This is a genomic window from Herbiconiux daphne (assembly GCF_024979295.1).
In the GTDB taxonomy this organism is placed as follows: Bacteria; Actinomycetota; Actinomycetes; order Actinomycetales; family Microbacteriaceae; genus Herbiconiux; species Herbiconiux daphnes.
The window spans coordinates 1-26,709 of record NZ_JANLCJ010000001.1; the positions used below are offsets into that span (position 1 = coordinate 1).

At 71.3% G+C, this 26,709-nt stretch carries 27 protein-coding genes and 1 pseudogene; 18 read left to right on the forward strand and 10 right to left on the reverse strand.

The features are described 5' to 3' along the window. From N1032_RS00005 to N1032_RS00025, 5 genes and pseudogenes are all read right to left on the reverse strand, one after another. Positions 1 to 405 (reverse strand): annotated as a pseudogene (locus N1032_RS00005) (hypothetical protein); the annotation flags it as partial. Next, positions 392 to 1,063, reverse strand: coding sequence for an RNA polymerase sigma factor (locus N1032_RS00010; protein ID WP_310795900.1), 672 nt, complete (start codon positions 1,061 to 1,063; stop codon positions 392 to 394). The pseudogene N1032_RS00005 and the gene N1032_RS00010, both read right to left, overlap by 14 nt. Before the next feature lie 21 nt (positions 1,064 to 1,084). After that, on the reverse strand, positions 1,085 to 1,837 hold the full coding sequence (locus N1032_RS00015; protein ID WP_259536599.1) for a class F sortase: 753 nt from the start codon (positions 1,835 to 1,837) through the stop codon (positions 1,085 to 1,087). 52 nt (positions 1,838 to 1,889) lie between these two features. Then, positions 1,890 to 2,726, reverse strand: a complete 837-nt coding sequence (locus N1032_RS00020) for a DUF4397 domain-containing protein (RefSeq protein WP_259536600.1) — start codon at positions 2,724 to 2,726, stop codon at positions 1,890 to 1,892. Positions 2,727 to 2,840: 114 nt separating this feature from the next. Further along, positions 2,841 to 3,461: a TMEM175 family protein gene (locus N1032_RS00025; RefSeq protein ID WP_259536601.1), complete on the reverse strand. Its 621-nt coding sequence runs from the start codon at positions 3,459 to 3,461 to the stop codon at positions 2,841 to 2,843. Between the two features lie 171 nt (positions 3,462 to 3,632). Here N1032_RS00025 and N1032_RS00030 point away from each other — a divergent pair, with 171 nt between their 5' ends. Further along, a complete protein-coding gene (locus N1032_RS00030) occupies positions 3,633 to 5,060 on the forward strand; it encodes an MFS transporter (RefSeq protein WP_407933003.1) in 1,428 nt (475 codons plus the stop codon). A gap of 72 nt (positions 5,061 to 5,132) precedes the next feature. Here the strand turns inward: N1032_RS00030 and N1032_RS00035 are convergent, their stop codons facing one another. Then, on the reverse strand, positions 5,133 to 6,074 hold the full coding sequence (locus N1032_RS00035; protein ID WP_259536603.1) for an aldose 1-epimerase family protein: 942 nt from the start codon (positions 6,072 to 6,074) through the stop codon (positions 5,133 to 5,135). Between the two features lie 147 nt (positions 6,075 to 6,221). Here N1032_RS00035 and N1032_RS00040 point away from each other — a divergent pair, with 147 nt between their 5' ends. The 10 genes from N1032_RS00040 (at position 6,222) to N1032_RS28225 (ending at position 15,913) form a co-directional block, all read left to right on the forward strand. Next, the gene (locus tag N1032_RS00040) at positions 6,222 to 6,680 is read left to right on the forward strand and encodes a DUF4190 domain-containing protein (RefSeq protein ID WP_259536604.1); all 459 of its coding nucleotides are present in this window, start codon (positions 6,222 to 6,224) and stop codon (positions 6,678 to 6,680) included. 148 nt (positions 6,681 to 6,828) lie between these two features. After that, positions 6,829 to 8,037: a N(5)-(carboxyethyl)ornithine synthase gene (locus tag N1032_RS00045; RefSeq protein WP_259536605.1), complete on the forward strand. Its 1,209-nt coding sequence runs from the start codon at positions 6,829 to 6,831 to the stop codon at positions 8,035 to 8,037. Positions 8,038 to 8,047: 10 nt separating this feature from the next. Further along, on the forward strand, positions 8,048 to 8,590 hold the full coding sequence (locus N1032_RS00050; protein ID WP_259536606.1) for a YbaK/EbsC family protein: 543 nt from the start codon (positions 8,048 to 8,050) through the stop codon (positions 8,588 to 8,590). A gap of 83 nt (positions 8,591 to 8,673) precedes the next feature. Then, on the forward strand, positions 8,674 to 9,612 hold the full coding sequence (cysK, locus tag N1032_RS00055) for a cysteine synthase A (protein WP_259536607.1): 939 nt from the start codon (positions 8,674 to 8,676) through the stop codon (positions 9,610 to 9,612). A gap of 53 nt (positions 9,613 to 9,665) precedes the next feature. Beyond that, a complete protein-coding gene (gene epsC, locus N1032_RS00060) occupies positions 9,666 to 10,268 on the forward strand; it encodes a serine O-acetyltransferase EpsC (RefSeq protein ID WP_259536608.1) in 603 nt (200 codons plus the stop codon). A 79-nt stretch (positions 10,269 to 10,347) separates the two neighbouring features. Beyond that, on the forward strand, positions 10,348 to 11,511 hold the full coding sequence (locus N1032_RS00065) for an epoxide hydrolase family protein (protein ID WP_259536609.1): 1,164 nt from the start codon (positions 10,348 to 10,350) through the stop codon (positions 11,509 to 11,511). Between the two features lie 73 nt (positions 11,512 to 11,584). Next, positions 11,585 to 13,825: a hypothetical protein gene (locus N1032_RS00070; RefSeq protein WP_259536610.1), complete on the forward strand. Its 2,241-nt coding sequence runs from the start codon at positions 11,585 to 11,587 to the stop codon at positions 13,823 to 13,825. 184 nt (positions 13,826 to 14,009) lie between these two features. Further along, positions 14,010 to 14,999: a DUF4397 domain-containing protein gene (locus N1032_RS00075; protein WP_259536611.1), complete on the forward strand. Its 990-nt coding sequence runs from the start codon at positions 14,010 to 14,012 to the stop codon at positions 14,997 to 14,999. 33 nt (positions 15,000 to 15,032) lie between these two features. Then, complete coding sequence (locus N1032_RS00080; RefSeq protein ID WP_259536612.1) at positions 15,033 to 15,200, forward strand: hypothetical protein; 168 nt, start codon at positions 15,033 to 15,035, stop codon at positions 15,198 to 15,200. Then, on the forward strand, positions 15,197 to 15,913 hold the full coding sequence (locus tag N1032_RS28225; protein ID WP_310795901.1) for a class F sortase: 717 nt from the start codon (positions 15,197 to 15,199) through the stop codon (positions 15,911 to 15,913). The genes N1032_RS00080 and N1032_RS28225 overlap by 4 nt, the downstream gene beginning before the upstream one ends. Here N1032_RS28225 and N1032_RS00095 read toward each other — a convergent pair. Then, a complete protein-coding gene (locus N1032_RS00095) occupies positions 15,901 to 16,107 on the reverse strand; it encodes a hypothetical protein (protein WP_259536614.1) in 207 nt (68 codons plus the stop codon). The two genes, N1032_RS28225 and N1032_RS00095, sit on opposite strands and share 13 nt — an antisense overlap. Positions 16,108 to 16,291: 184 nt before the next feature. Between N1032_RS00095 and N1032_RS00100 the strand changes: the two genes are divergently transcribed. The 7 genes from N1032_RS00100 (at position 16,292) to N1032_RS00130 (ending at position 23,818) form a co-directional block, all read left to right on the forward strand. Then, entirely contained in the window at positions 16,292 to 17,833 is a 1,542-nt protein-coding gene (locus N1032_RS00100; protein WP_259536615.1) for an FAD-dependent oxidoreductase, read from the forward strand. Positions 17,834 to 17,883: 50 nt separating this feature from the next. After that, positions 17,884 to 19,497, forward strand: a complete 1,614-nt coding sequence (locus tag N1032_RS00105; RefSeq protein ID WP_259536618.1) for a carboxylesterase/lipase family protein — start codon at positions 17,884 to 17,886, stop codon at positions 19,495 to 19,497. A 22-nt stretch (positions 19,498 to 19,519) separates the two neighbouring features. After that, positions 19,520 to 19,939, forward strand: coding sequence for a VOC family protein (locus N1032_RS00110; protein WP_259536620.1), 420 nt, complete (start codon positions 19,520 to 19,522; stop codon positions 19,937 to 19,939). Positions 19,940 to 20,035: 96 nt separating this feature from the next. Then, on the forward strand, positions 20,036 to 20,704 hold the full coding sequence (locus N1032_RS00115) for a trimeric intracellular cation channel family protein (RefSeq protein WP_259536621.1): 669 nt from the start codon (positions 20,036 to 20,038) through the stop codon (positions 20,702 to 20,704). A 189-nt stretch (positions 20,705 to 20,893) separates the two neighbouring features. Then, positions 20,894 to 21,394: a hypothetical protein gene (locus N1032_RS00120; protein ID WP_259536622.1), complete on the forward strand. Its 501-nt coding sequence runs from the start codon at positions 20,894 to 20,896 to the stop codon at positions 21,392 to 21,394. After that, positions 21,384 to 22,310 carry an FAD:protein FMN transferase gene (locus N1032_RS00125; protein ID WP_259536624.1) on the forward strand — a complete coding sequence of 309 codons (927 nt, stop codon included), beginning with the start codon at positions 21,384 to 21,386 and terminating at the stop codon, positions 22,308 to 22,310. Before N1032_RS00120 ends, N1032_RS00125 begins: the two co-directional genes overlap by 11 nt. Continuing rightward, positions 22,307 to 23,818 (forward strand): FAD-dependent oxidoreductase, encoded by a 1,512-nt coding sequence (locus N1032_RS00130; protein ID WP_259536625.1) that lies wholly within the window; start codon positions 22,307 to 22,309, stop codon positions 23,816 to 23,818. Before N1032_RS00125 ends, N1032_RS00130 begins: the two co-directional genes overlap by 4 nt. A gap of 51 nt (positions 23,819 to 23,869) precedes the next feature. On the opposite strand, the gene N1032_RS00135 is transcribed toward N1032_RS00130, so the two are convergent. From N1032_RS00135 to N1032_RS00145, 3 genes are read right to left on the reverse strand one after another with little or no spacing between them, the layout of a single operon-like run. After that, positions 23,870 to 24,775, reverse strand: coding sequence for a DMT family transporter (locus N1032_RS00135; protein WP_259536626.1), 906 nt, complete (start codon positions 24,773 to 24,775; stop codon positions 23,870 to 23,872). Between the two features lie 29 nt (positions 24,776 to 24,804). After that, positions 24,805 to 26,184: a cryptochrome/photolyase family protein gene (locus N1032_RS00140; protein ID WP_259536627.1), complete on the reverse strand. Its 1,380-nt coding sequence runs from the start codon at positions 26,182 to 26,184 to the stop codon at positions 24,805 to 24,807. Positions 26,185 to 26,229: 45 nt separating this feature from the next. After that, complete coding sequence (locus tag N1032_RS00145) at positions 26,230 to 26,673, reverse strand: MarR family winged helix-turn-helix transcriptional regulator (RefSeq protein ID WP_259536629.1); 444 nt, start codon at positions 26,671 to 26,673, stop codon at positions 26,230 to 26,232. Between the last annotated feature and the right edge of the window lie 36 nt (positions 26,674 to 26,709).

Here is a 26,709-nt window from a genome sequence, read left to right on the forward strand (position 1 = left end):
GGGCGAGGCGGGCGCGGCGGGCGCGGCGACATGGCCTGCGCCGGGCCGTGCGCCCGGCGCTCCAGCAGGAGGTGCACTTCCAGCAGGCGCCGCCCCAGCAGGCGCCGCTGCCGCTGCGGCAACCGCCGCGCCAGACGCCGCCCGCCGGTCGCGCGTGGTCGCCGCGGCATCCGGAGCGGCGCTCGACCCGAGCCCCAGCTCGGCCTGGATGCGCCCCCACACCGCGTCGGGCGGCTGCAGCAGCTCGAGGCCCTGCGTGGAGCGACCCAACTGAGCGGTGCGGGTGAGTTCGGCGAGCTCGCTCGAGCACTCCGAGCAGGCGATGAGGTGCCCGCGGGCGTCAGCGTCGGGGGTCATCTCCGACAGGGCGATGAGCGCCAATGTCTCGGCGTCAATATGCGTCACGGTCCACCTCCAATCGGCTGCGTAACCGCACGAGACTTCGTCGGATGTGACTCTTCACGGTGCCGAGCGGCAACCCGAGAGTATCCGCGATCTGCGCGTGCGTGAGGTCGTCATAGAAGGTGAGTTGCATGACCCTGCGCGGCACCGGTTCGAGATGCTTCAGCTCGTCGGCGATCATCATGCGCTCGGTGGCGTCGACGACGTCGTCGCCCGCGGGCACCACGCGCTGTTCCGCGTAGGCCTCTTCGCTGCGGCGCTGCCGAGACCGCTCTTCGTGCGCGTCGGCGATGCAGTGCCGAGCGATGCCCACGAGCCAGCCGGGCAGCTTCGCCCGCGCCGGGTCGTACGACGAGCGCCCGCGCCACGCGGCCACGAACACCTTCTGGGTCACGTCTTCGGCGTCGCCGGAGTCACCGAGCGATCGCACCGCGAGGGTGTAGACGAGCGAGCCCCAGCGCGAGTAGACCTCGGCGAGCGCGCGCTCGTCGCCCGCGCCGAATGCCTCGGCGAGGGTCGAGAGGTCGGTCTCGTGGTCGGTCACGTCGTCTGTCACGTCAGTGGGGTGCCTCCGTGGTCGCGGCGCCTCGTCGCGCTCGCTGGGCGATCGCGGTGACCGTGCCTCGAGCGCCGGTCGCAGCTCCGCTGTCGTCGTGGTCACGAGCATACTGTCCCGCCCCCATCAGCCGGTCGGGGTGGCGGTGGCGGTGGCGGTGACGATGACGTTGCTGAGGTAGTGCCCCGTGGAGTAGTCGAACTCGCCTCCGCAGGTCACCAGGGTCAGCCGGGGCGCCCCCGTGCGGTCGAACACGGTCGCCCAGGGCACCGCCGTCTTCTGCAGCACCTCGACGGTCGCCGTGGTGAACTGCGCGACCGATGCGTCGTCGCCGGTCACCACCACGAGGGTGCCGGCCGGCGCGGAGGCGAGCTGGGCGAACTGCCCCAGCCCGTATTCGAGCGAGTCGACGTGGGCGGCGATGACGGTGGCCCCTGCCGCGCTCCACGGCGACGGCCCGTAGCGGTACCAGGCGGCGACATCCGGATCGGCCGGCAACGCCAGCGTGCCGTCGTCGGCGAGGGCCTCGGCGGTCACGGCGACGTCGATGCCGAGCGACGGCACCTCGACCCGCACCGGCTCGATCACCGTCTGCGGGGGCTGGGCGGCGAGGTCGGCGTTCGTGCGGGGCACGTCGAGACCGGATGCCGCGGGAGCGGTGGAGGTGGGCTCGGGTGTCGGGGAGCCCGTGGGCGCGGTGGCTGTGGGGGCCGCGGAGGTGGCACCCGCCCCGCCCGTGCCGGTCGCGGAGTCGGTCGGCCCCGCGCATCCGGTCAGGAGGGGAGCTGCGAGCAGCACCGCCGCCGCCGCGATCCCGGCGCGCGCCGGAGCCACGGCAGGGGTCGCGGTGGCCCCTGCCGTGGCTCGTCTGGTGCGCATCAGGATCGCAGCGTCGATCGGAATCGATCGGATCGGCCGGCGTCGACCGCGATCAGCGGCCCGACTTCGCGACGGCCCGACGGCGAACCGTCGTGCTCAGCGCTCCGGCACCCACGACCAGCAGGGCGGCGAGACCGGCGAACCACAGACCGCTCGTGTCGGCGGGCCGGTTGGTGGCGACCAGCCCGGCTTCGCCCGCGGGCACGCCACCCGGGTTGGAGTGCAGTCCGTCGATGGTCTGCACAGCCAGTGCCAGGTTGCCCGCCTCGAGGCTGCCCCAGGCGTAGACGATGGTGCTCGTGCCCTCGGCCACGTTCACGTCGGCCGGGCCGATCACCGGGTCGGTGGTTCCGGTGGCGGCGACGGTCGCCGAGACCGTTCCGGCGGGAAGGGTCAGCACCGACTCCGCGGGGTTGGAGAGGTTGCTGATCACCGCGGCGCCGCCGGCCAGCACGTCGACGGCCGGAGCCGCGGCGTCGTGCCGCACGGTCAGCCGGCCCTGGCCGGCCGGGATCGTGGAGATGTCGTTGGTGTAGAGCGTCGCCGTCGGGTCGCCCGCGGGAGTGAGGTGGGCGACCGCGGTGTAGTTGCCGCCGGCGGCCAGCGGCAGATCGATGGGGCCGATCAGCGGGGCACTGGCGTCGGCCGCGTCGGAGGCCGTGATGGCGACGGAGTAGGTTCCGGCCGGCAGGGCGAGGGGCCCGGCGAGGGTTCCCGGGGTGAAGTCGTCGAGCGTCAGTGCGTTGTTGACGTAGACGTCGACCGTGACATCCGGAACCGCGTGCAGCACCGACAGTTGGGCGTCTCCGTCGGCAGCGGATGCCGGCAGAGCGCCTCCGAGAGCGACGAGAGCGCCGGCTGCGATGCCGGCGACGATGATCTTGCGCATGAGTACCTCCAAATCGAGCCCCGAGGGGACGAGGGAAAACTGCTTACACCCCTACTTCCCGGGGTTCGGCCGATTTGGATGCAGCGCGTGCGAAAAAAACGCGAAGTCGGCGGTTCAGGCCGCGGGCGCCGACGTCTGCGGCCGGATGCGCCTGACCAGCAGCTGCACCGGGCCGCTCAGCACGAGCAGCAGCAGCCACCACAGTCCGAGTCTCGGAAAGAGCAGCACGAACACGAATGCCGCGAGCATCAGCCCCAGCGAGACCAGCGAGGGCTGCAGGGTGAGCTGCCCGCGGGCGGCCGGGGCCTGAAGGTCGGGGTTGCGCAGGATGATCGCCATCTGCCAGGTCGCCGCCGCGCTGGTGAGCACCATGGTGCCGACGTAGAGCGCCGAGGTGGTGGCCGAGTCGTAGCCGGTGGAGGCGATCAGCTCGGTGGGGAAGGGGAGGAACACGATGCTGAGCAGCCACAGCAGATTCACCCACAGCATCGGCATGTTGTAGCCCACGACCCGCTCGTACATCTGGTGGTGCGCGAGCCAGAACCGCCCGATCACGGCGAAACTGATGACGAAGACCAGCAGCTTCAGGCCGTCGTTCTGCAGCAGCTCGATGACGGTCATGCCCTTGAGCTCGGTGGCGGTGTCGACGAGCGGCAGAATGAGCAGCGTGATCGCGATCGCGACCACGGCGTCGCTGAAGTTGACCAGCCGGTCGAAGCCCCGCTCAGTGCGCATGCTTCATTATCGGCGATCGGTGCATGCTCCGCCCTGCGGGGAATGAGCCGCGCGGGGAATAGGGCGACGAGCCGCGCGGTTCCACCGGAGTAAAATACTTCACGGGGGGTAACTACCATCACGCAGAACACCGAGACCGCAGCCTGGCTGACCGAGTCGGAGCGCGCCGAACTGCGCAAGCCCGTCAACCAGCGCGCGGTGGTGTTCGCGCTCGCCTTCACCGGTCTCGTGGCGGCGTTCATGATGACGCTGCTCACCCCGTTGGTGCCCGAGCTGCCCACCATCCTCGACGTCTCACCCGACGACGCGCAGTGGGCCGTCACCGTGACACTGCTCGCCGCCGCGGTGGCCACGCCGATCACGGGCCGGCTCGGTGACCTCTACGGCAAGCGGCGGCTGGTGCTCGTGCTTCTCGCGCTCGTCGTGGTGGGCTCGGTCATCGCGATGCTCTCGTCGAGTCTCATCCCCCTCATCGTGGGTCGTGCGCTGCAGGGCGTGGGTATCGGCGTCATCCCGCTCGGGGTGAGCATCCTGCGCGACGTGCTGCACCGCGACCGCCTCGGCGGGGCTGTGGCCCTCGTCAGCGCCACGCTCGGCGTCGGTGGCGCCGTCGGTCTTCCGGTGTCGGCGGTCATCTCGCAATACCTCGACTGGCACGTGCTGTTCGTCGTCTCGGGTGTGCTCGCCGCGATCGGCCTGGTGCTCGTGTGGCGGCTCATCCCCGTCAGCACGCTCCGCAGCGAGGGCACGTTCGACTTCGTGGGGGCGGCGGGCCTCGCCGTGGGGCTCGTCGGCATCCTGCTCGGTGTGTCGAAGGGCAGCAGCTGGGGCTGGGCGAGCCCCATGACCATCGGCCTGCTGGCCGTCGGCGTGCTCGTTCTCGTGGGCTGGGGGTTCTTCGAACTCCGCACGAAGAGCCCGCTGATCGACCTGCGGGTGGCCGCCCGCCGCACGGTGCTGCTCACCAACCTCGCCTCGGTGACCGTGGGCTTCGCGTTCTTCGCCAGCACGGTCGTGCTGCCCCAGCTGCTCGAGGCGCCGACCGGCACCGGCGTGGGGCTCGGCCAGACGATGCTCGTGGCGAGCCTCTGCCTCATGCCGAGCGGTCTCATCATGTGGGCCATGTCGCCCGTGGCCGCGCGGCTGACCCGGGCGCGCGGGGCCCGCACGAGCCTGCTGCTCGGCATCGCCATCATCGCGGTCGGCTATGTGGTGGCCATCTTCTTCATGAGCGAGGTGTGGCACACCATCCTCATCGCCACCGCCGTCGGGTTCGGCGTCGGATTCGCCTACGCCTCGATGCCCAACCTCATCATGGGCGCCGTGCCCGCCACCGAGACGGCGGCCTCGAACGGCCTCAACTCGGTCATGCGCACGCTCGGCTCCACCATCGCGAGCGCCGTGCTCGGCGTGGTGCTCACCACCGGTCTCGTGACCGTCGGCGACGTCACCACCCCCAGCGCCTCGGCCTTCCAGCTGGCCTTCGTGATCTCGGCGATCGCCGCCGTTGTGGGCGTGGTGTTCACGGTGTTCATCCCGCGCCACCACAAGAGCTACGACCGCGCGAGCCTGCCCGACGCCGACGACCTCGCGGGCTGACTCGCGCCGATCGGGTGGTCGCGGCGGTGCCTGCGGCGGTGCCTGCGGCGGTGCCTGCGGTGAGGCCCGCCGTCAGGCGCCGGCGGTGATCGCGGTGAGGGTCCAGGATGCCGCGGTGCTCTGTGCGGGTTCGAGCACCACGAGATCGACGCCCGAGTTGAACGCATCCGGCGGGCAGGTCATCGGCTCGACCGCCAGACCGATGCGGTCGGTGTCAGGCGCGGGGGTGTCGGCCGTGTGCACCTGCACCCAGGCGCACTCCGGCCCGAAGCTCATCGCCACGCCGTCACCCGAAGCGGCCGTCACGCGAACGGTGGCCAGGCCGTCGGCGTCGCGGTGCACGCTCGTGAACGCGTGGTCGATGAAGGTGTCGGCGATCGGTCGCGTTTCGCGGAAGTCGAAGACGCCGTCGCCTTCGGCCGCCACGTCGGCGAGCGCGATCGGGATGAGCCGGTCGGCCGTCACGGTGAGCACCTCGTCGGCGGGCAGCTCGAGCGTCCAGTCGTCGACGAGACCGGGCCCCGCCACAAGGTAGGGGTGCGGGCCGGTGCCGTAGGGAGCCGGCGCCGTGCCCACGTTCTTGGCCGTCACGGTCTCGTGCAGCCCCTGCTCGTCGAGCAGGTAGTCGACCCGCAGCTCGAGGCGGTGCGGGTAGCCGGTCTGCGGCTCGATCACGGCGACGAGGCCGACGCGGTCGACGGCCCGGTCGACCGCGGTGAAATCGAGCCAGCTCGCCAGGCCGTGCAGCGCGTGACCCCGGCTGGGCTCGGTGAGCGGCAGCTGCTCGTCGACGTCGTCGAAGGTGTAGCGGCCGTCGACCACCCGGTTCGGCCAGGGCGCGAGGGTGGCTCCACGGTAGCCCGGGCGCACCTCGTCGACGCCGAACGGCACGATCAGGTCGCGGGCGTCGAACTGCAGCACGCGCAGGGTGGCGCCGATCGAGGCGATCGACGCGCGGTAGTCACCGGCCTCGAGATCGATTCGGGCACCGGACAGGGGGCGCACTGCAGCCACAGCATTCTCCTTCGACGAGGATCGGACGTCTCCACGCTAGCGGTTCGCCGGAATCACGCCGACCCGCGAAATCTTCGGCCGTGACCGGAGCTTCACGGTAATCTTCGAATCACCCTGGAAGATCCACCAGAGAAGGGAAGTCCGCTCATGACCGACGAGAATCAGCCGCCGAACAGCGCACCGGTTCCGCCCCAGCAGCCCGTTACGCCCCCTCCCCCCGCCGCGCCCCAGTACCAGGCCGCGCCACCGGCGCCGCCCTCGGGAGCCCCGGCCTATCAGCCGCAGCCTGGCTACGGCGCCGCGCCGGTGGTTCCGGGCAAGACGCTCGGCATCGTGGGCCTCGTGCTCTCGATCGCCTCGTTCTTCATCATCCCGTTCATCGGCGCCATCGCGGGCATCATCGTGAGCGCGATCGCCAAGAGCCAGTCGAAGAAGGGCGGAGTGCCGAAGAACACCCCGGCCACGGTCGGCCTCATCCTCGGCATCGTCTCGCTGGTGCTGTCGATCATCGGGTTCATCATCTTCTTCGTGGTGATCGCCGCCGTGGTCAGCCAGTGCTCCAACGGCGTCTACGAGATGAACGGCGTCACCTACAGCTGCGGTTAGATCGGCGCACCGATCTACGGCTAGGTCCGCGCACTCCGCTCCGCCGCCCCGCGTCACCACCCGGTGATCACCGGGGCGGCGGAGTCATTTCGGCGTGGTGTAGCGTTCGAGGCACGGAGTCGCCCGGCCCCCGTCGAGGGGAAAGCGCATGACCACCAGCACGAACACCAGCCCAACCGCCGGCCTCAACGCCGGCTCGAACCCCAGCTCGGCGCCCTCGGTTCTCGGCGTCATCGGCACGTCGCTGAAGCCCGACGAGCGACGCGTGCCGATTCATCCGGCGCACTTCGACCGCATCGACGAGATCCTTCGGCCGTTCGTGCTCGTCGAAGAGGGCTACGGTCGCCGGTTCGGCGTCGACGACGCCGCGATCGCCCCCTTCGTCGGGCGCATCGGCAGCCGGGCCGAAGTTCTCGCGGGCAGCGACATCGTGCTGCTGCCCAAGCCGCAACTCGCCGACGTGCAGCAGCTGCGCGACGGTCAGACGCTCTGGGGTTGGCCGCACTGCGTTCAGGATGCCGCGATCACCCAGCTGGCCATCGACAAGCGGCTCACCCTCGTCGCCTTCGAGGTGATGAACCACTGGAACGCCGACGGCAGCTTCGGGCTGCACGTCTTCCACATGAACAACGAGCTCGCCGGCTACTGCTCGGTGCTGCAGGCGCTCGAGCTCTGCGGGTCGACCGGCTCCTACGGCCGCCGGCTGACCGCCGTGGTGATCGGCTTCGGCGCGACCGCCCGCGGCGCCGTCACGGCGCTCAACGCCCACGGCATCCACGACGTGCGGGTGCTCACCAACCGGCGGGTCGCCGCGGTGGCCGCGCCCATCCATTCGGCGCAGATGATCCAGTTCGACCATGACGACGGCCCCTACCTCAGCGAGGTCATCACCGACGACGGCCGGGTGCCGCTCGCGCCCTTCCTGGCCGAAAGCGACATCGTCGTGAACTGCACGCTGCAAGACCCGAACGCCCCGCTGCTCTACCTGCGCGTCGACGACCTGGGATCGTTCCGGCCCGGCAGCCTGATCGTCGACGTGTCGTGCGATGAGGGCATGGCGTTCGAATGGGCCCGCCCCACGAGTTTCTCCGACCCGATGTTCACCATCGGCGACGGCAGCATCAACTACTACGGCGTCGATCACAGCCCGTCGCTGCTCTGGAACTCCTCGAGCTGGGAGAACAGCGAGGCGCTGCTGCCGTTCGTTCCCGCGATGATGGCGGGGCCGGATGCCCGGGCCGGCAATGCCACGCTCGCCCGCGCCACCGAGATCGCCGACGGGGTCGTGCAGAACCCCGCGATCCTCGAGTTCCAGCACCGGGCCGCCGAGTGGCCGCACGAGGTGCAGGTGGCGTGATAATCGGATCATGGCCGTCTTCACGCTCGGTGCGCTGACCACCGTTCCCGTCTCCGCCCGCCCCGCTCTGGTCGCCCCGCCCGTCTGGCAGGCCATCGAGGCCCTGGGGCTGCAGGATGCCGTGGGGGTCGTCGAGATCGACCCCCCCCAGAGCGACACCGCCGCCACGCAGCAGACCTACGGGCTCGACGCCACGACGCTCGCGAACTGCGTCGTCGTGGCCGGCAGACGCGAGGGCCAGGAGCGGGTGGCGGCGTGCGTGGTGCTCGCCAGCACGCGTGCCGACGTCAACACCGTCGTGCGGCAGCGGCTCGACGTGCGCAAGTCGTCGTTCCTGCCGATGGAGCGGGCGGTCGAGGAGACCGGCATGGAGTACGGCGGCATCACCCCCATCGGGCTGCCGGCCGCCTGGCCGGTGCTGATCGATGGACGGGTGGCGGCGGCGCCCGCGGTCATCATCGGCAGCGGCATCCGTCGGTCGAAGCTCATCGTGCCGGGTGCGCTGCTCGCGCAGCTGCCGGGTTCCGAGGTCATCGAGGGCCTCGCGTCATAATCCGCGCGGGCGAGCCGCGGGAGCGGGCGTCGAACTAGAGTTGTCGAGACGACCAACGACCGCTCTCAGAAAGCTGAACGCCCATGTCTGCTCGCATCTACAACGACGTCACCGAACTCGTCGGGCGCACCCCGCTGGTTCGCATCAACAAGCTGACCGAGGGCATCGACGCCACCGTGCTCGGCAAGCTCGAGTTCTACAACCCGGCCAACAGCGTGAAAGACCGCATCGGCGTGGCGATCGTCGACGCGGCCGAGGCATCCGGAGCCCTGCAGCCCGGCGGCACCATCGTCGAGGGCACCTCGGGCAACACCGGCATCGCGCTCGCGATGGTGGGCGCGGCCCGTGGCTACAAGGTCATCCTCACCATGCCCGAGACGGCGTCGACCGAGCGCCGCGTGGTGATGCGCGCCTACGGTGCCGAGATCGTGCTCACCCCGGGGCCCGACGGCATCCGTGGGGCGCTCGCGAAGGCGACCGAGATCGTCGAGTCGACGCCGAACTCCATCCTGGCCCGGCAGTTCGAGAACCCGGCGAACCCCGAGATCCACCGCAAGACCACGGCCGAAGAGATCTGGGCCGACACCGACGGCGCGATCGACATCTTCGTGGCGGGCATCGGCACCGGCGGCACCATCACCGGTGTCGGCCAGGTGCTCAAAGAGCGCAAGCCCGGCGTGCAGGTCGTGGGCGTCGAGCCGCTCGACTCGCCGCTGCTCACGCAGGGCAAGGCCGGGCCGCACAAGATCCAGGGCATCGGGGCGAACATCGTTCCCGACATCCTCGACCGCACGGTCTACGACGAGATCATCGACGTGAGCCTCGACGACTCGCTGCGGGTCGCGCGCGACCTCGCGAGCGAAGAGGGCATCATGGCCGGCATCTCGTCGGGCGCCATCATGTGGGCGGCCCTCGAAGTCGCGAAGCGCCCCGAGAACGCGGGCAAGACCGTGGTGGCCGTCGTGTGCGACCTGGGCGAGCGCTACATCTCCACGCCGCTCTGGGCCGGGCTCGGCGACTGAGCCGGCTGCCCGACGAGGCCCTCAGAGGTGCGGATGACCGAGAACGGCGCGCGGTGAGCCGGTCGTCGCTGCTCGCGCGCCTGCGCGAAGACGTGCGCGCCGCCCGCACCCACGACCCCGCGGCCCGCACGTCGATCGAGGTGGTGCTCGCCTACCCCGGCGTGCACGCCGTGTGGGGCTACCGGGTGGCGAACCGCTGGTGGCGGAGCCCCGGGCTCAAGCTGCCGGCCCGACTGCTGTCGCAGTTCGTGCGGTTCCTCACCGGGGTCGAGATCCATCCGGGTGCGCGCATCGGCCGGCGCTTGTTCATCGACCACGGCATGGGGGTGGTGATCGGCGAGACCGCCGAGATCGGCGACGACGTGATGCTCTATCACGGGGTGACGCTCGGCGGTAAGAGCGAGCGACGTGAGAAGCGGCATCCGACGCTCGGCGACCGCGTGGTGGTGGGGGCCAACGCCACCATTCTCGGGCCCGTGTCGATCGGCGCCGACAGCATGGTCGGGGCGGGGGCCGTGGTGGTGAAGGATGCGCCGACGGGGGCGATTCTCGTCGGCATCCCGGCGCGCGATCTCTCGCAGCTGCCGCCCGACTCGGCCGAGCGGGGGGCATTGACCGACCCGGCGTTCTATCTCGACCCGGCGATCTACATCTGAGGGCCGGGCTTCGGGCGGGGCTGGGTCTCGGCGGGGTGGGCCGGGCGGGGCTGGGCCGGGCTGGCCTAGGGTCGTGGGCATGGAGCCATTCACCATCGACGTGGCCGATGACGTGCTCGACGACCTGCGCGGGCGACTCGCGCGTGCGCGGTTCGTCGCGCCGTCGCGACCCGAGTACTGGGCCGCCGGGGTGCCGGCGGGCTACCTCGAGAGCCTGGTGTCGACGTGGCGCGACGACTTCGACTGGCGGGCGGTCGAAGCGCGGTTGAACCGGCATCCGCAGTTCGTCGCCACCGTCGCCGGCACGCGTATGCATTTCGTGCGCCTCGCAGCCGTGCGGGGGCCGGAGGAGGCCGGGCGCGAACCGCTCCCGATCCTGCTCAGCCACGGCTGGCCGAGCAGCTTCGTCGAGATGCTGCCGCTGGCCGAGCGGCTGGCCGATCCGGTGCGGTTCGGCGACGACGGCGAGGCGTTCGACGTCGTCATCCCGTCGCTCCCCGGGTTTCTCTTCTCGGGTCTGCCCGAGGGGCCGCTGACGCGCAAGGCGATCGCCGATCTGCTGCACGCCCTCATGACCGAGGTGCTCGGCTACGAGCGATACGGCGCGTTCGGGGGCGACATCGGCGGGGCGGCCACGGCGTGGCTCGGGGCCGAGCATCCGGAGCAGGTCGTGGGCATCCAGATGATTCATCCGCCGTTCCCGTCGTCGTTCGATGACGCGACGCTGAGCCCGGAGGAGGAGGCGTTCCTTGCGTTCGAGGGCGCGTACGACGAGCTCGACGGGGGCTACAGCGCCATGATGATCACCCGGCCCGACACGATCGCGGCCGCGCTGATCGACTCGCCGGTGGGGCTCGCGGCGTGGCTGGTGGACAAATATCGCGACTGGGCCGACTGGAGGGGTTCGGGAAGCGAGGGCGACGGTAGCGAATTCGAGCGGGTGATCGATCGTGAGACCGTCCTCACGATGCTCACGCTCTATTGGGTGACGGGGTCGATCGGCACGTCGTTCCGGCAATACCTCGACTACGACAGCAACGCGATGCGGCCGATGATCGACGTGCCGGCGGCGTTCCCGGTCAGTGCCGAACCCGGGCTCGCGGGGTTGCCGCGGTCGATCGCCGAACGGGCGTGCTCGAACATCGTGCATTGGGCGCCGCTTGCTCGTGGCGGGCACTTCGCCGCCCTCGAACAGCCCGACCTGATGGCCGGCCACGTGAGGCGATTCTTCTCCGGTCGGTGATTTCACCCCGACATTCGTGAATTTCACCCCGTGAACCCCAATCGGGTGACACCGTCGGCTCCGAATGCCCTTCATGGTCGACGTCGACAATACCCTCACCGATCACAGCCGGGGTTCGGATGCTACATCGACACCGTTGTCGACGCCGTCTTCGTCTTCGTCGGTTTCGTCGTGGGTAACGCGGCGAGGGCGGAGCGCCGCATGGCTCCTGGTCGCCCTCGTGATCGGCGCGGTGGCGCAGATCGCAGGGCTCGCCGGCGCGCCGAGAATCTCGGCGACTGAGGGCGTGCTCACGACGAAGGCGTGGGACTTCGTGCGTTTCGGCGACCTCACCTCGACCTCGTTGTGGGGCGGCGATCCTGCGGCCGGGGTGCTGCAACTCGCCGGCTACACCGCGCTGACCGGTTCCTTCGGACGTCACGAGCTGGCGGTGGTGGGGGCCCGCGAGTTCATGGTTCTCGTCACGATGGTGTCGGCCGTGCTTCTCTGGGTTCTCGCTCGTCGCCTCGGGCTCGGCCGGGCGTCGTCCGCTGCCGCGGTGCTGCTGTTCACCGTCGCCCCGATCGCCCTGCAGGTGCACCGCTCGGTCTCGGTCGAGCAGATCGGGGTTCTGTGGCTGCTCGCCGCTTTCGTGCTGGCGGTCGGCGGCCGTCGAGGCGACGCGGCCGCCGATGTCGTGGCGGCGGCTCCGGCTGACGGCGGCAGGGGCGGCTCCGGTTTCGGTTTCGCTGGGGTGCGTCCCGATGCGTTCGTCGAGGCCCAGGGGTCGGCCCGGCCCTCGAAGCGAGCCCGCTGGGGACTGCTCGCGGCGATCGCCGCCGGCATCACCGCCGGGATCGCTGTCGTCACCGCGCCGGTGTGCATCGTGGGGGTGCCGCTGGTGGCGTGGCTTGTGGCTCGGAGGCTGGGCGCGCCCGGTCGGGGCGCGGCACTGACGGGTGAGGGCGCAGCGTCGGCCGGTCGGCGGGGTGCGCTGGTGCTGGTGGCGGGCGCCTTCGTGGCGGTTGTGGGGGTGTACTTCGTGGTGGCCTCAGCACTCGGGTGGGGTGTGGGGGTGCTTCAGGTTGAGCAGGTCGGGGTCGGGGTCGCCGGTGAGGGGTTCGGTGGTGGGACAGCCGCGGGGTCGGGGGGTGGATTGGTGGCGGCATCCGGGTTGTGGTGGGTGCTCGATCCGGTGGGGCTGGTGGTCGCGGGTGGGGCGGCCGTAGGGGGACTACTCGCGCGGCGCCTGCGGCCGCTGGCGGTGACCGTGCTCGTGACGGTGGCGGTCGCCGGGGTGCTGGCGGCCGCGGGGGTGCTGATCGTTCTGGTGCTGCCGTTGGTGGCGGTGCTCGTTCCGGGCATCGTGCAGAGCGTGCTCGCGCGCGCCAGGGTGCGCACGGGGCCGACGGCGGTCGAGGCGGTCGGCGCTCATTACGCGCCCGCGACGCCCGGCACGGTGTTCGCGCGCCAGGCGCTCGGCCTGCTCGTGGTGACGGGGGTGCTGGCCGCGGCCGTGGTGGCGACTCCGCTCTGGAATGATCGCCTGACCGCCTTCGTCGCCTCCGACGTGAACCGGCCGCTCCGCGATGCCGAGTCGTGGCTCGGGGTCAACCTCGCGCCGAACACCCGTGTCATCGTCGACGACGCCCTGGTGGTCGACCTGTTCGAGCGGGGGTTCGCTCGAGCTGCGGTGTCGGGGTATGCCGCTCTGGCTCCGAGCGCGGACGCCACAGGATGGCGCGACGTCGACTACCTCGTGGCCACCGCCTCCCTCGGCGCCGGCGGGGGAGACCCGGTGGCCCAGGCCATCGAGCACTCGACGGTGGTGGCGAGCTTCGGCGAAGGCGCCGGCCGCGTCGACGTGCGCAAGATCGATGCGGCAGCGGCTGGGGCGCCGCCCGCCGGGCAGGCAGATGCCGAGCAGGCTGGGCCCACTCCGAACGACGCTGTGTCGGCCGCCGATCGTGCCGCAGCCGGGGTGCAGCTCGCCGCGAACCCCGATCTGACGCTCTCCGACGGCGCTCGCGAGCTGCTCACCACCGGGCGGGTCGACTCCCGCGTCATCCTCTCGCTCGCCCAGCTGCTGGGTGACACGTCGGTGGTCGTGGCAGACTTCCCGCTCGCCACCGGCGAGAACACCGCCCCCCGGCGCCAGCTGCTGATCGAGTCGTCGGGCGGGGTGCCGGCCGGCGACGACCCCGGCATCAGCGCGTGGTTCTCGGCGCTCGGTGAACCGGTGCGGCCGGCATCCGTGACGCCCTCGCCCGATGGCCTCGTCGTGACCTTCCCCGTGGGCGAGCCGGAGGGGTTGATTCCGCCGGCCGCCCCGTGAACCCGAACCATCGACCCGACCCCCCGATACCCGACCCCCCGATAACCGAACACTCCGCCGACAACCGACTACCGCACCACCGAACAACACCACCACCGCACCACCGCCCTCCTCCTCGACCGGCCCGCCGATCGAAACCGAAACCCCCACCGCACCACCGCCCCACCGTTCGAAGGAACACACCATGCATTCCCTCCTCACGACCACCACTCCGGCGCGCCGCCTGGCGTCGTCGGCCACCGTTCTCGCCGCCGTGCTCAGCCTTGGGGTGCTGGGCGTCGTCGGCGCATCCGGCGCGCAGGCCGACGAACCCGGCGACGGCTGGGTGCGCGTCGCCCACCTCTCACCAGACACGAAATCGGTCGACGTGAAGCTCACGGCCCTCTCGGGCGGAGCGGTCGTCTCCGAGCTCGACGACGTCGCCTACGGCGCCGTGTCGCCCTACATCGACCTGCCGCACGGCATCTACGTCATCTCGATGGTGCCCTCCGACGCTCCGACCGGCACGGCCCCCGTCATCCAGCAGTCGGTCGAGGTCAAGCCCGGCCAGCCACTCACGGTCGCCGCCTACGGCAAGAACGCCGACCTCGACACCGCGGTGTTCCCCGACGACCTCACCCCACCCGCCGCCGGGCAGGCGCGGGTGCGGGTCATCCAGGCCTCCACCACCGCGAAGTCGGTCGACATCGAGACCACCACCGGCACGGCCATCACCACCGACGCCCAGCAGGGCACGGCCACCGGCTACTCCAGCGTCGCCGCCGGCCCCTGGACCCTCGACGTCACCGCCGACACCACCTCGTCGACCGCTCAGATCGACCTCGCCTCGGGAGCCGTCGCGACCCTCTTCGTGCTCGACAACGCCTCGGGCGGCGTGACGCTCACGTCGGTCATCGACTCGGCCAGCGTCGGCGACCTGCCGTCGGGCGGCATCCAGACCGGCGGTGGGGCGACCGCCACGCAGCACGTGAACGGCAGCGCCGCGACCGGTGTCGACGGGCACAGCCTCGATGGCGCCAGCACCAGCAACACCACCCGCGACACGGCGACGGATGCCGCCACCGCACGACCCCGCTCGCTCGAGGCCGTGGGCACGGCCGCCGTTCTCGCCGTTCTCGGCGCCGCCGTGCTCGTGCTCAAGCGCGTGCTGCGCCGGGCCCCCGAGGTCAGCTGATGCCGGCACCCGGATCGGCAGGCCGGGGGGCGAGTGCCGGCGGTGGTGACGGTGCTCGTCGCGCCGCTGGTGGCCCCGGTTCCCCCGGAGCTCGCGGTGTCCGTCGTGCGCCTGGCGGTCGCGGTGCTCGTCGTGACCTCGGCGCCCGCCCGGCGCACGGTCGTCTCGCTGCTGCCGCCGGCGCCGCCGCGATCGTCATGACGCTGCTCGCCGGGTGCTCCGCCGGGTCGGCGGGATCCCTCGAGGGTGCCGCCTCGGGCAGCAGCCCGGCTGCGGCATCCGGTTCCGCCGATCGGAGCGACCGAGCCGGCAGCGCCGACGACACGGCCACGCCCGGCCCCGGCGGCATGCAGGCCGATGCCTCGTCGGGCGCGGCCGGAGCGATGCAAGACCCCCAGCTCGCACCCGGGCTCGCGAGCGCCGCCGACAGCGCCACCGCCACCGATGCCGCCGCCGGCGAGGCCCGCTCCGCCGCCCAGCCGGTGCGCGTGCGCATCCCGTCGATCGGCGTCGACTCGGGGCTCGAGTCGCTCACCCGTGACGCGACCGGCGCGATCGAGGCCCCGGCCGACTTCGCGAGCGCCGGCTGGTATCGCGACGGCGTCGTGCCGGGCGACCTCGGACCGGCCGTCATCGCTGGGCACATCGATTCCGCCGTCGGACCAGCCGTCTTCTCCGCCCTGGCCTCACTGACCCCCGGCGCCCGGGTGGAGGTCGACCTCTCCGACGGCCGGTCGGTGGCCTTCACGGTCGACCGGTCGATCCAAGCGCCCAAGAACGCCTTTCCCACCACCGAGGTCTACGGCCCTACGCCAGACGCCCAGCTGCGCCTGGTGACCTGCGGAGGCGTGTTCGACGACTCCACCGGTCACTACCTCGACAACGTCGTGGTGTTCGCGACCTACTCCTCGTAGCCGAAGTTGTCGTTCAGCACCTCTTCGTCGTCGTCGAAGATCGGGTCGACCTTCTCGACGTCGGCGTCGACGAGATCGGGGTCGTCGTCGATGTCTTCGGTCGTGTCGAGGTCGACCGACTCCAGCTCCTGGTCGGAGAGCGAGAACTCAAGGGTCTCGTCGGGCTCGTTGATCCGGTCGTTCAGGTCGGACATTGCTGCTCCCATTCGAAGGTTCGTGTCGAGGACGGTTGCGCGGCTGACCCCGTCGCACTGACCAACCGTAGGCACCATTCTGGCGCGCTGTCGACCCGTGCGCGAAACCGCAGAGCTTCTGGGAGCATCCGCAGAGCATCCGCACACCCGCCCGCTCCCGCGGAGTCAGGTGTCTACTGGTGCCATGCAATCCCTCTGGCTCGACGGACGCCGCCCCTTGCCCACGCACCCGTTCCTGGCCGAAGAAGAATACGACGACGTCATCGTCGGCGCGGGCATCACCGGGCTCTCGACCGCCCTCATGCTCGCCGAGGCCGGGCGCCGGGTCGCGGTGATCGAGGCCTTCGACATCGGAGCGCTCGCCACCGGCAACACGACCGGCAAGATCTCGTTGCTGCAGGGCAGCCGGCTGTCGACGATCCGCCGCCACCACTCCCGCCGGGTGCTGCAGGCCTACGTCGACTCCAACCGCGACGGCCAGGAATGGCTGCTCGACTTCTGCGAGCGCGCCGGCGTGCCCGTGCAGCGCCGCACCGCCTACAGCTACGCCCAGCACGCCGACGGAGCCGACGCGGTCGAGGCCGAATACCGCGCGGCCCGCGAGGTGGGCCTGCCGGTCGGGCTGGTCGACGACGTCGACGTGCCGTTCCCGTTCGCGTTCGGGGTGGCGCTCGGCGAACAGGCGCAGTTCGACGCCATGGACGCGGTGGTGGCGCTCGCGCGCGAGCTCATGGAGTCGGGCGGCATCATCCACACCGGGGTGCGGGTGACCGGGGTGAAGGCGTCGTCGCCGGCCCGCGTCATCACTCCCCTCGGCGAGGTGCGGGCGCTGAACGTGGTGCTCGCCACGGCCACGCCCATCCTCGACCGCGGGCTGTACTTCGCCAAGACGCATGGTCAGCGCTCCTACGCCCTCGCCTTCGAGGTTCCGGATGCCGGGCCGGGCGACCTGCCCGACGGCATGTTCCTCTCCATCGGCGACTCCGTGCGCTCCCGGTCGGTGCGCACGGCCCCTCGCGACGGCCGCGACCTGCTCGTGGTGGGGGGCAACGGGCACGGCGTCGGCCGGGCCGGCTCGTTCTCGGAGCAGGACCGCGTCGACGACCTGCGGGCCTGGAGCGAACGCCACTACCCCGGCGCCCGTCTCACCAACTCCTGGTCGGCGCAGGACTACGAGTCGTTCAACCTCATCCCCTTCGTGGGCGCACTGCCCCGCGGCCGAGGTCGGGTCTATCTGGCCACGGGGTTCGCGAAGTGGGGCATGACCAACGGGGTGGCGGCCGGCATCCGGCTGTCGTCCGAGATTCTCGGCGACGCCTGGTCGGAGCGACGCCACTGGCACCGTGTGCTCGCCACGCGCATGACGAAGCCCGCCGACCTCGGTCGCGGCGGCATCGGCGGTGCCGAGGTCGGCGCCGAGGCGGCCAAGGGATGGCTCGGGGCCGAACGGCGCTCGGTGCCCGTCGCCCGCCCGGCCGAGGGTGAGGGCGTGGTCGCCAACGCGAACGGGCGGCCGGTGGGCATCTCGACCGTCGGCGGCACCACCTGCGCGGTGAGCGCCGTGTGCCCGCACCTCGGCGGGGTGCTCGCCTGGAACGACGCCGAGCGCTCGTGGGACTGCCCGCTGCACGCGTCGCGCTTCACCGCGGAGGGCACCCGCATCGAGGGCCCCGCGGTCGACGACCTGCGGCGCCTGCCCCGCACCCCGAGCGCCGCTCGACGGTGAACCGGCCGGCGTAGGTCGGCGCACCCAGCCGCCACGGGTAGCATGCCGCTATGACGCTCGTGGGTCAGGAGTCACCGATCCGCCAGACGTCCGCCGGGGCCGTGCGAGGAGCACGCGAGGGCGGCGTGCTGAGCTGGAAGGGCATCCCGTTCGCGGCGGCGCCCGTAGGCGATCGCCGATTCCGCCGGCCGATCGCGCCCCCGCCCTGGCCCGAGCTGCGCGATGCCACCGGCTACGGCCCGATGGCGCCGCAGCGCATCCTGAAGTCGATGGAGGTCGACGCCGCCATCGGCATGAGCGAGGACTGCCTGAGCCTCAACGTCTGGACGCCCGTCGGGCAGGGCGCGACATCGGGCGAATCAGCCGCGGGCGACGCTCCCGCGGGTGCCGCGGCGAAGCCGGTGATGGTGTGGATCCACGGCGGCGGCTACTTCCAGGGCTCCACGGGCCAGCGGTTCTACGACGCGCGCAAGCTGGCCGAGCGCGGAGACGTCGTGGTGGTCACCGTCAACTACCGTCTGGGCGTGCTCGGTTTCGTCGACTTCTCGAGCCTCTCGGCCACGGCCGGCACCTCGAGCTTCGGCCACGGCTTCGACTCCAACGTCGGGCTGCGCGACCAGATCTTCGCGCTCGAGTGGGTGCGGGACAACATCGCGGCCTTCGGCGGCGACCCCGGCAACGTGACGCTCTTCGGCGAGTCGGCGGGCGGGGCATCCGTCATCGCGTTGATGGCGTCGCCCTCGGCGGCCGGCCTGTTCCACCGCGCCATCGCGCAGAGCGCGCCCGTCACGTCGATCTACGGCCGGCAGCGGGCGGCGACGGTGGCCGAGAAGTTCCTCTCGATCGTCGGCATCGAGCCCCGCGACGCCCAGCGCCTGCGCGATCTCGACCCGTTCGACCTGGTCGACGCCGGCGCCGAGCTCATCCACGAGGTGTCGACGTCGGTGCCGGGCACGCTGGCCATGGCCCCGGTCTACGGCGACGACGTGCTGCCCGATTACCCGCTCGCCGCCTTCCGCGACGGAACCGTGCCCCGCATCCCGCTCATCATCGGCACGAACCGCGACGAGTCGTCGTTCTTCAAGCTGATGCGCTCGCCGCTGCTGCCGATCACGACCGAATCGATCGAGCGCATGTTCGTCGAGATCGCCGTCGACCGGCCCGAGTTCGAGGGCGTCAGCGAGCGCATCACGGGCGCCTACCCGTCGTATCCACGCCGCCGCACGCCCGCCGAGGTGTCACGCGACGCCGGGTTCCGCATGCCGTCGATCTGGCTCGCCGAAGCCCACAGCCGCTACGCGCCCACCTGGATGTACCGCTTCGACCATGCCACCCCGCTGCTCAAGGTCACGGGCATCGGCGCCACGCACGCGGCCGAACTGGCCTACGTGTTCAACTCGTTCGCCCCCCGGGGCAAAGACATCGTGTTCCGCCTCGGCGGCCGCGGCGAGGCCAAGCGGGTGTCGCGCCGCATGCAGGCGCGATGGCTCGCGTTCGCCCACGGGCGGGCTCCGGATGACGCCGACGCCGCGCCGCTCGAATGGCCGCGCTACGACGAGGCCGAGCGGGGCACCCTCATCATCGACCGCGACGACGAGGTGGTGGCCGACCCCGATGCCGGCATCCGGCAGGCGTGGGGGCCCGAGATCCTCGCGTTCCGCTGACGGCGCGCGTAGTCTCGCTCACATGGGACGACCCGTCGTGCACTTCGAGATCGTGGGGCCCGACGCGGCCGCCCTGCGCGCCTATTACGCGCAGCTGTTCGACTGGCGATACGACACCGACTCGCCCGTGGCCCCCGAGGTGTCGGATGCCGGCGACTACGGATTCATCGACGCCGCGACGAACGGCACCGCGACGAACGGCACCGCGAGTGACTCCGGTGCCCCCGCCGGCATCCCGGGCGGCGTGGGCGGCGGCCCGGGCCGGGCACCCCACGCCGTGTTCTACGTGGCCGTCGACGACGTCGAGGCGGCGCTCGCCGAAGCCGAGCGACTCGGCGGCGCGCGGGTGATGGGCCCGGCGGCCAACCCGAACGGCTCGCTCGTCGTGGGCCACTTCACCGACCCGCAGGGCAATCTGGTCGGTGTGGCCGGGCCGCGCTGACCGAGGCGGTCCCGACGGCGGGGGGCGGGCGCTGACGGCGGCCGGCGCCCGGCGACGTGCGCCCGGGGGTGCCTCGGTGCGTGGGAGGATCGGAGCATGGTCGCCGAGCAGTTCGAGATTCCGATGTGGCTCGATCTCGCGGCCACGGGGCTCGGCAGTGTGCAAGGGGCGATGTTCGCCGCGCAGTTCAAAGACAAGCGCCTCGACCTGCTCGGGGTCGGCCTGATCGGTGTGGTCACGGGGTTCGGCGGTGGTGTCATCCGTGACCTGCTGCTCAACCAGGTGCCGGCCGCGCTGCAGTCGAACTGGTACATCCCGGTCGCCATCGTCGCGGCACTGCTCGGCATGCTGCTCGAGCGCCTGTTCTCGCGCCTGAACGTGGCCATCACCATGCTCGACGCGGTGAGCCTCGGGCTGTTCTGCGCGATCGGGGCGAGCAAGGCGCTGTCGCTCGGGTTGCCGGTGGTGCCGGCGGTGTTCGTGGGTGTGGTCGCCGCCGTGGGCGGAGGCATGCTGCGCGACATCCTGCTCGGCATGCCCATCGGCGTGATGCACGTGGGGTCGCTCTACGCCGTGGCGGCGGGGGCCGGCGCGATCTTCCTGGTGGCCGCCGCGTCGTCGGGCGCGAACATCACGGTGGCGGGGGTCGGCTGCGTGATCGTGACCACGCTCATCCGCCTGCTGGCGGTGCGCTTCGGCTGGAGCCTGCCCGAACAGCGCACCATCAGCACTCTGCGGCGGCTGCGGCGCCAGAAATCCGATTGAACGTTCTTCGCCGGCGTTCCGTTGACCTGGAGTGAGGCCGACGGTCGCCCTCGGGCCGTGCAGCCGAATGCACCTCATTGAGAACACACTGACGGCTCATGGGCACCTGACAGCCTTGATCAATACGTTCGTATCAGTCGAAATCGACCGTCGCGACCGAATGACCGCCTCCAACGACAGGGACTCCGCATGAACACTCGACAGAAGAAGCTCGCCCTCGCCACGATGACCGGTTTGTCGATCTCGGCGGCGCTCGCCGGCTGCGCCACCGACACGCCCTCGTCGGCCGATGCCGAGACCGTCGCGCCGAGCACCTCGGCCGCCGCGTCGTCGGCCGCGTCGACGCCCTCGCCCGATGCCTCGAGCGACTCCGGTTCGGCCGATGCGTCGTCGAGCACCTATGCCGACGGCGACTACTCGGCCACCGGCGGTTACGTCTCGCCGAACGGCCCCGAAGAGATCGACGTGTCGGTCACCCTCGCCGGCGACGTGATCACGGCCGTGACCGTGACTCCGGATGCCACGAACCCCACGGCCATCCAGTACCAGACCCAGTTCGCCGACGGCATCGCCGAGGTCGTCGTGGGCAAGGACATCGACGAGATCTCGGTCTCGCGGGTGGCCGGATCGAGCCTCACCAGCGGCGGCTTCAACGAGGCCATCGACGCGATCAAGGCCGATGCCTCGTAGCGCCACCTCGAGCGCCCGGCCGGCCGGCACCGCCGCGCCGGCGCACTTCGACTTCGACGGCATCGGCACGTCGTGGCAGATCGAGACGCCTCGCGAGCTCGACCCCGGCACGCGCCGGCTCGTGCTCGACCGGGTGGAGGAGTTCGACCGCACCTACTCCCGGTTCCGCGCCGACTCGCTCGTGACCGCGGTCGCCGAGCGGCCGGGAACCCATCTGTTCCCGCCCGACTCGATCGGCCTGTTCGACCTCTACGACCGCCTCGTCGCGGCCACCGACGGCGCCGTCGACCCCCTCGTGGGCCGCGAGCTCGAGCTGCTCGGCTACGACGCCTCCTACCGTCTGCGCCCCGCCGGCGCGGCCGAACGGGCCGCCGCCGAGGCGTCGGGCCCCGCCGGCTGGGCCGCCGACGTCGAGCGTGACGGCCGCCGTTTGACCACCGAGCGCCCGGTCGTGATCGACGTGGGGGCGGCGGGAAAGGGCTACCTGGTCGACCTCGTGGCCGAGCTGCTGCGCGGCCGCGGCTACGACGAGTTCCTGGTCGACGCGAGCGGCGATCTCGTGCACTCGGGGCGGGAGCCGATCCGGGTCGCACTCGAGCATCCGCTGCAGCCGGGCACGGCCATCGGCGTCGCCGAGGTGGCCGACGCGTCGCTCTGCGCCTCGGCGAGCAACCGCCGGGTCTGGGGCGACGGCCTGCACCACATCCTCGACGCGCGCACCGGGTCACCGGCCCGCGAGGTGATCGCCACCTGGGTCGTCGCGGCCGACACGGCGCTCGCCGACGGCCTGGCCACCGCGCTCTTCTTCACCGGGGCGCACCGTCTTGCCGAGACATTCCATTTCAGCTATGTACGCATGTACGCCGACGGGCGCGCCGAGAGGTCGCGCGACTTCCGGGGGGAGCTGTTCTCATGAAAGCCCGCATCGACACCGTGCTCGGCCGCGTCACCATGTATCGCCTGATGGTGCTCGTGCTCGGCGCCATCGCCCTCGTCGCCCTCGTCGCGAGCTCGCTGGGTCAGCTCTTCTACACCCCGCTCCAGCTCGTGCTGAGCCTCATCGTGGCGCTCGTCGCCACCATGGTGTCGAGCTGGGTGCTCGCGCTCGCGTTCCGCACCCGTGCCCACCTCGAGTCGTCGGCGATCACCGGCATCCTCGTCTTCTTCGTGTTCATGCCCACCGCGGATGCCGGTGCCCTCCTGCTGCTGGCCCTCAGCGGTGTCGTGGCCTCCGCCTCGAAGTTCGTGCTCGCCGTGCGCGGTCGGCACATCTCCAACCCCGTGGCGGTGGCGGCCGTCGTCATGACGATCACCACCCTGAACCTGTCCGCCTGGTGGGTGGCGAACCCCGTGCTGCTGCCGTTCGTGGCGGTAGGGGCCCTGATCGTGCTCTACCGCACCCGCAAGATCGCGGTCGGGCTCACCTTCGTGGTGCTCGCCACCGCCATCGTGACGGTGCGCCTGGTGCTGGTGGGCCAGCCGTTGCTCGACTCGCTCTGGCTAGCGCTGGGTTCGTTCCCGATCGTGTTCCTGGCGGGATTCATGCTGAGCGAACCGTTGACGCTGCCGCCCCGGCGCCGGCAGCAGCTGGCCGTCGCCGCGGTCGTCGCCGTGCTGTTCTCCATCCCCTACTCCTTCGGCCCCGTCTATGCCTCGCCCGAGATCGCGCTCGTCGTGGGCAACGCGGTCGCCTTCGCCTTCGGGCAGCGCCGCGGCATCCGGCTGCGCTTCGTCGGGCGCCGTGCGCTGACGCCCACGACGGCGGCCTTCGACTTCGAGCCGGTGAAGCCGGTGCGCTTCCGGGCCGGGCAGTATCTCGAGCTGACGGTGCCGCATCGCCGGGTGGACTCGCGGGGGTCGCGCCGCATGTTCAGCATCGCGTCGTCACCCGACGACGAGGCGCTCGTGAGCGTGGGCGTGAAGCTGTCGCAGCCGTCGAGCTCGTTCAAGCAGGCGCTCGTCGACCTGGCACCCGGGGCGACGGTGCGATCCACCTGGGTGGGCGGCGACTTCCTGCTGCCGGCCGACCCCGGGGTTCCGCTCGTGCTGGCGGCCGGGGGAATCGGCATCACGCCGTTCGTCAGCCAGCTCGCCGAGCGGGCGCGCGGCATCGGCCGCCCGGTCGACGTGGTGCTGGTCTACGCCGTGTCGAGTGCCGAGGAGCTCGCCTATGCGCCCGAACTTGTCGCTGCCGGCATCCGGGTGCTCGTCGTCGCTCCCACGGAGCCCGTCGATCTGCCCCGGGGATGGGAGTATCTCGGCGCGGGCCGGGTCACCGCCGCCGCGCTCGGCGCCGCGATCGGCGACCTCGAGGGGCGCCGGGCCTACGTGTCGGGTCCTCCGGGGTTCGTCGACCACGTCTCGACCGAGTTCCGCCGTGCGGGGGTGCGCCGGGTGCACCGGGACTTCTTCTCGGGGTACTGAGGGATCGGGGTACTGGCGCTCGGGCGCTCAGTCGGGGCCCCGTGCGCGGCCTCACTCGAGTGCGGCGGCTTCCTCCGGGCCCTCGGCCGCGACCGGGGCGCGTCGCTTGCGCGTCACCAGATAGCTGCCGGCGAGCACCACGGCGAAGCCCACGATGGTCCACACCGTCACCCGCTCGCCGAGCACCAGCGCCCCGGCGATGATGGCGACGGCGGGGTTGACGTAGGTGATGGTCGTGGCCTTCACCGGACCGATCTCGCCCACGAGGGCGAGCATGAGCACGAACGCGAGGGCGCTGCAGACCACGGCGAGCACGACGATCGAGCCGATCACCGACGCCGAGGGCCAGGCCGTCGGCCAGGCGCCCGTCAGCAGCACGAACGGCAGGTAGACCACGGCGGTGATCGCCAGCGAGAGCGACACGACGCCGACGCCCGGCAGATCCGACATCCAGCGCGCGAGAATCGCGGGCCCGACGGCATAGCCGACCACGACCACCGCCATCTCGGCGACGCCGATGAGGTCGGAACCCGCCAGGTCGAAGCCCACGAGGATGCCGACGCCCACCAGTCCGGCGCCGAGGCCCAGCCAGTTGAGCGCCGAGAGCTTCTCGGGCCGGCCGAGCACGAACGCCACGGCGACGCCCGCGAGCGGCACGGTCGCCAGCAGCAGCCCGGCGGTGGAGCTCGGGATGCGCTGCTCGGCCGAGCTCAAGAAGTACCACGGCAGGATGATCTCGGCGATCGTGTAAGCCAGCAGCGGCTTCCACCGCCTCAGCACCCGGCCCACCTCGCGCCGGAAGAAGGCCACCGGCAGCAACAGCACGGCCGCGAGTCCGGCGCGGGCGAGCACCACCATGGCCGGTTCGAGCTCGCCGACCGCCACCTTGATGAAGAGGTAGGGGATGCCCCAGGCGATGCCGAGCGCGGCGAACAGGAACAGGCCGCGTCGAGTCATCCCCCTATTCTGTCGTGCCTGGTGGCGCGTCAGCGGATCGTGGCGTAGGCGTCGAGCGCCTCCCGCCGCGACGACGCGAGGTCGACCATGGGCTCGGGGTAGGGGTCGGTGCCCACCTCGGGAACGTAGCGCCGCACGTATTCGCCGTGCTTGTCGAACTTGCTCGCCTGCAACTCGGGGTTGAAGATGCGGAAGTAGGGGGCGGCATCCGGCCCTGACCCGGCCACCCACTGCCAGTTGAGCGCGTTCGAGGCGGCGTCGGCGTCGACGAGGGTGTCCCAGAACCAGGCCTCGCCCACCCGCCAGTCGACGCGCAGGTTCTTCACCAGAAAAGACGCGGTCACCATGCGCACGCGGTTGTGCATGACGCCCGTCTGCCAGAGTTCGCGCATGCCGGCGTCGACGAGCGGAATGCCGGTGCGCCCCTGCTGCCACGCCTCGAGCTCGGCGTGCGAGCGGTCGGCCCAGGGGAAGCGGTCGAACTCGGGGCGCATGTTCTCGCTGGTGATCGTGGGCAGGTGATAGAGCAGGTGGTAGGCGAACTCGCGCCAGATCAGCTGCCGCAGGAAGGCCGAGGCGCCCGCCGCGGCTCCGGGGGTCGAGGCCTTCTGCGACCGGTGGCGCTCGACCGCGTGCCACACCTCGAAGGGGCTGATCTCACCGAACTTCAGGTGCGGCGAGAGCCCCGAGGTGGCGTCTTCGGCCGGGAAGTCCTGCTCGTCGACGTAGGCGTCGACGCCGTGGCGCAGAAACGCCGAGAGCCGGTCGTGCGCACCCGCGGAGCCCGGTCGCCAGCGCTCGCGCAACCCGGCCGCCCAGTCGGGGCGGGTGGGCAACAGGTTCCAGTCGTCGAGGTCGTCGCTCGCGATGCGACGGCGGTGCAGCGGGCGCTCGGCCCCGGGGGAGGGCAGCGGATGCCGCGGCGTGGGCTTCGCCGTGACCGCGCGCCAGAACGGGGTGAACACCTTGTAGTAGCCGCCTTGGCCGGTGAGAACGGTCCAGGGTTCCACGAGCACCGAGGCCTGGAAGCTCTTCGCGGTGATGCCGTCGTCGCGCAACGACGACTTGAGGCCGGCATCGATGTCGCGCTCGGCCTCGCCGTAGCGGCGGTTCCAGAACACGTTCGCGGCGCCGGTCTCGTCGACCACCTCGCGCACGATTCGGGAGGAGGAGCCGCGACGCAGGGTCAGATCGAGCCCGATGCCGCGTAGTTCCTCCCGAAGCGCGGTGAGGCTGCCGTGCAGCCACCAGCGCGAGGCGCCGCCCATCGGGCGCACCCCCTCGCTGACGTCGTCGAGCACGAAGAGACAGACGATGGGCCCTCCGGCGGCGGCGGCCTCGTGCAGCGCCGGGTTGTCGCGGATGCGCAGGTCGTCGCGGAACCACACCACGGTCGTCTGCTCGGTCACGGGTTCAGTCAACCACCACTCCGGCGCGGCGGCCGCGGCATCCGGTCACTTCGCGGTGATGCCCTCGCGCAGCTTGTCGCACAGACGGGCGAGTTCGTCGAGCTCGGCGGGCGAGAGGTGGCCGCTCATGTGCGCGCTGATCGATTCGGCGTGGATGACCGCCGCCTGCCGGTAGACCTGCACGCCGTGGTCGGTGAGGCCGACGAGCGTGCCCCGGCCGTCGGTCGGGTCGTCGCTCTTCTGCAGGATGCCGCGCGACACGAGCCGGTCGACCAGGCGGCTGATGCTGGGCTGGGTGAGCAGCACCTTCTCGCCGAGGTCGCGGATGCGCAGCACCTTGCGCGGCTGGATGAACAGGTTGAACATCACGTCGTATTCGTTCAGCGACACGATGCCGGTGGGGAACTCGGCGGCGAGCTGCCGCATGACGGTCACCTGCGCGCGGAAGAGCGATTCCCAGGCCGCGACGGGGGAAACATCCGGGGCCATCTGAGCTCCTGACACTCGTGACTGCAGATCGTGGGT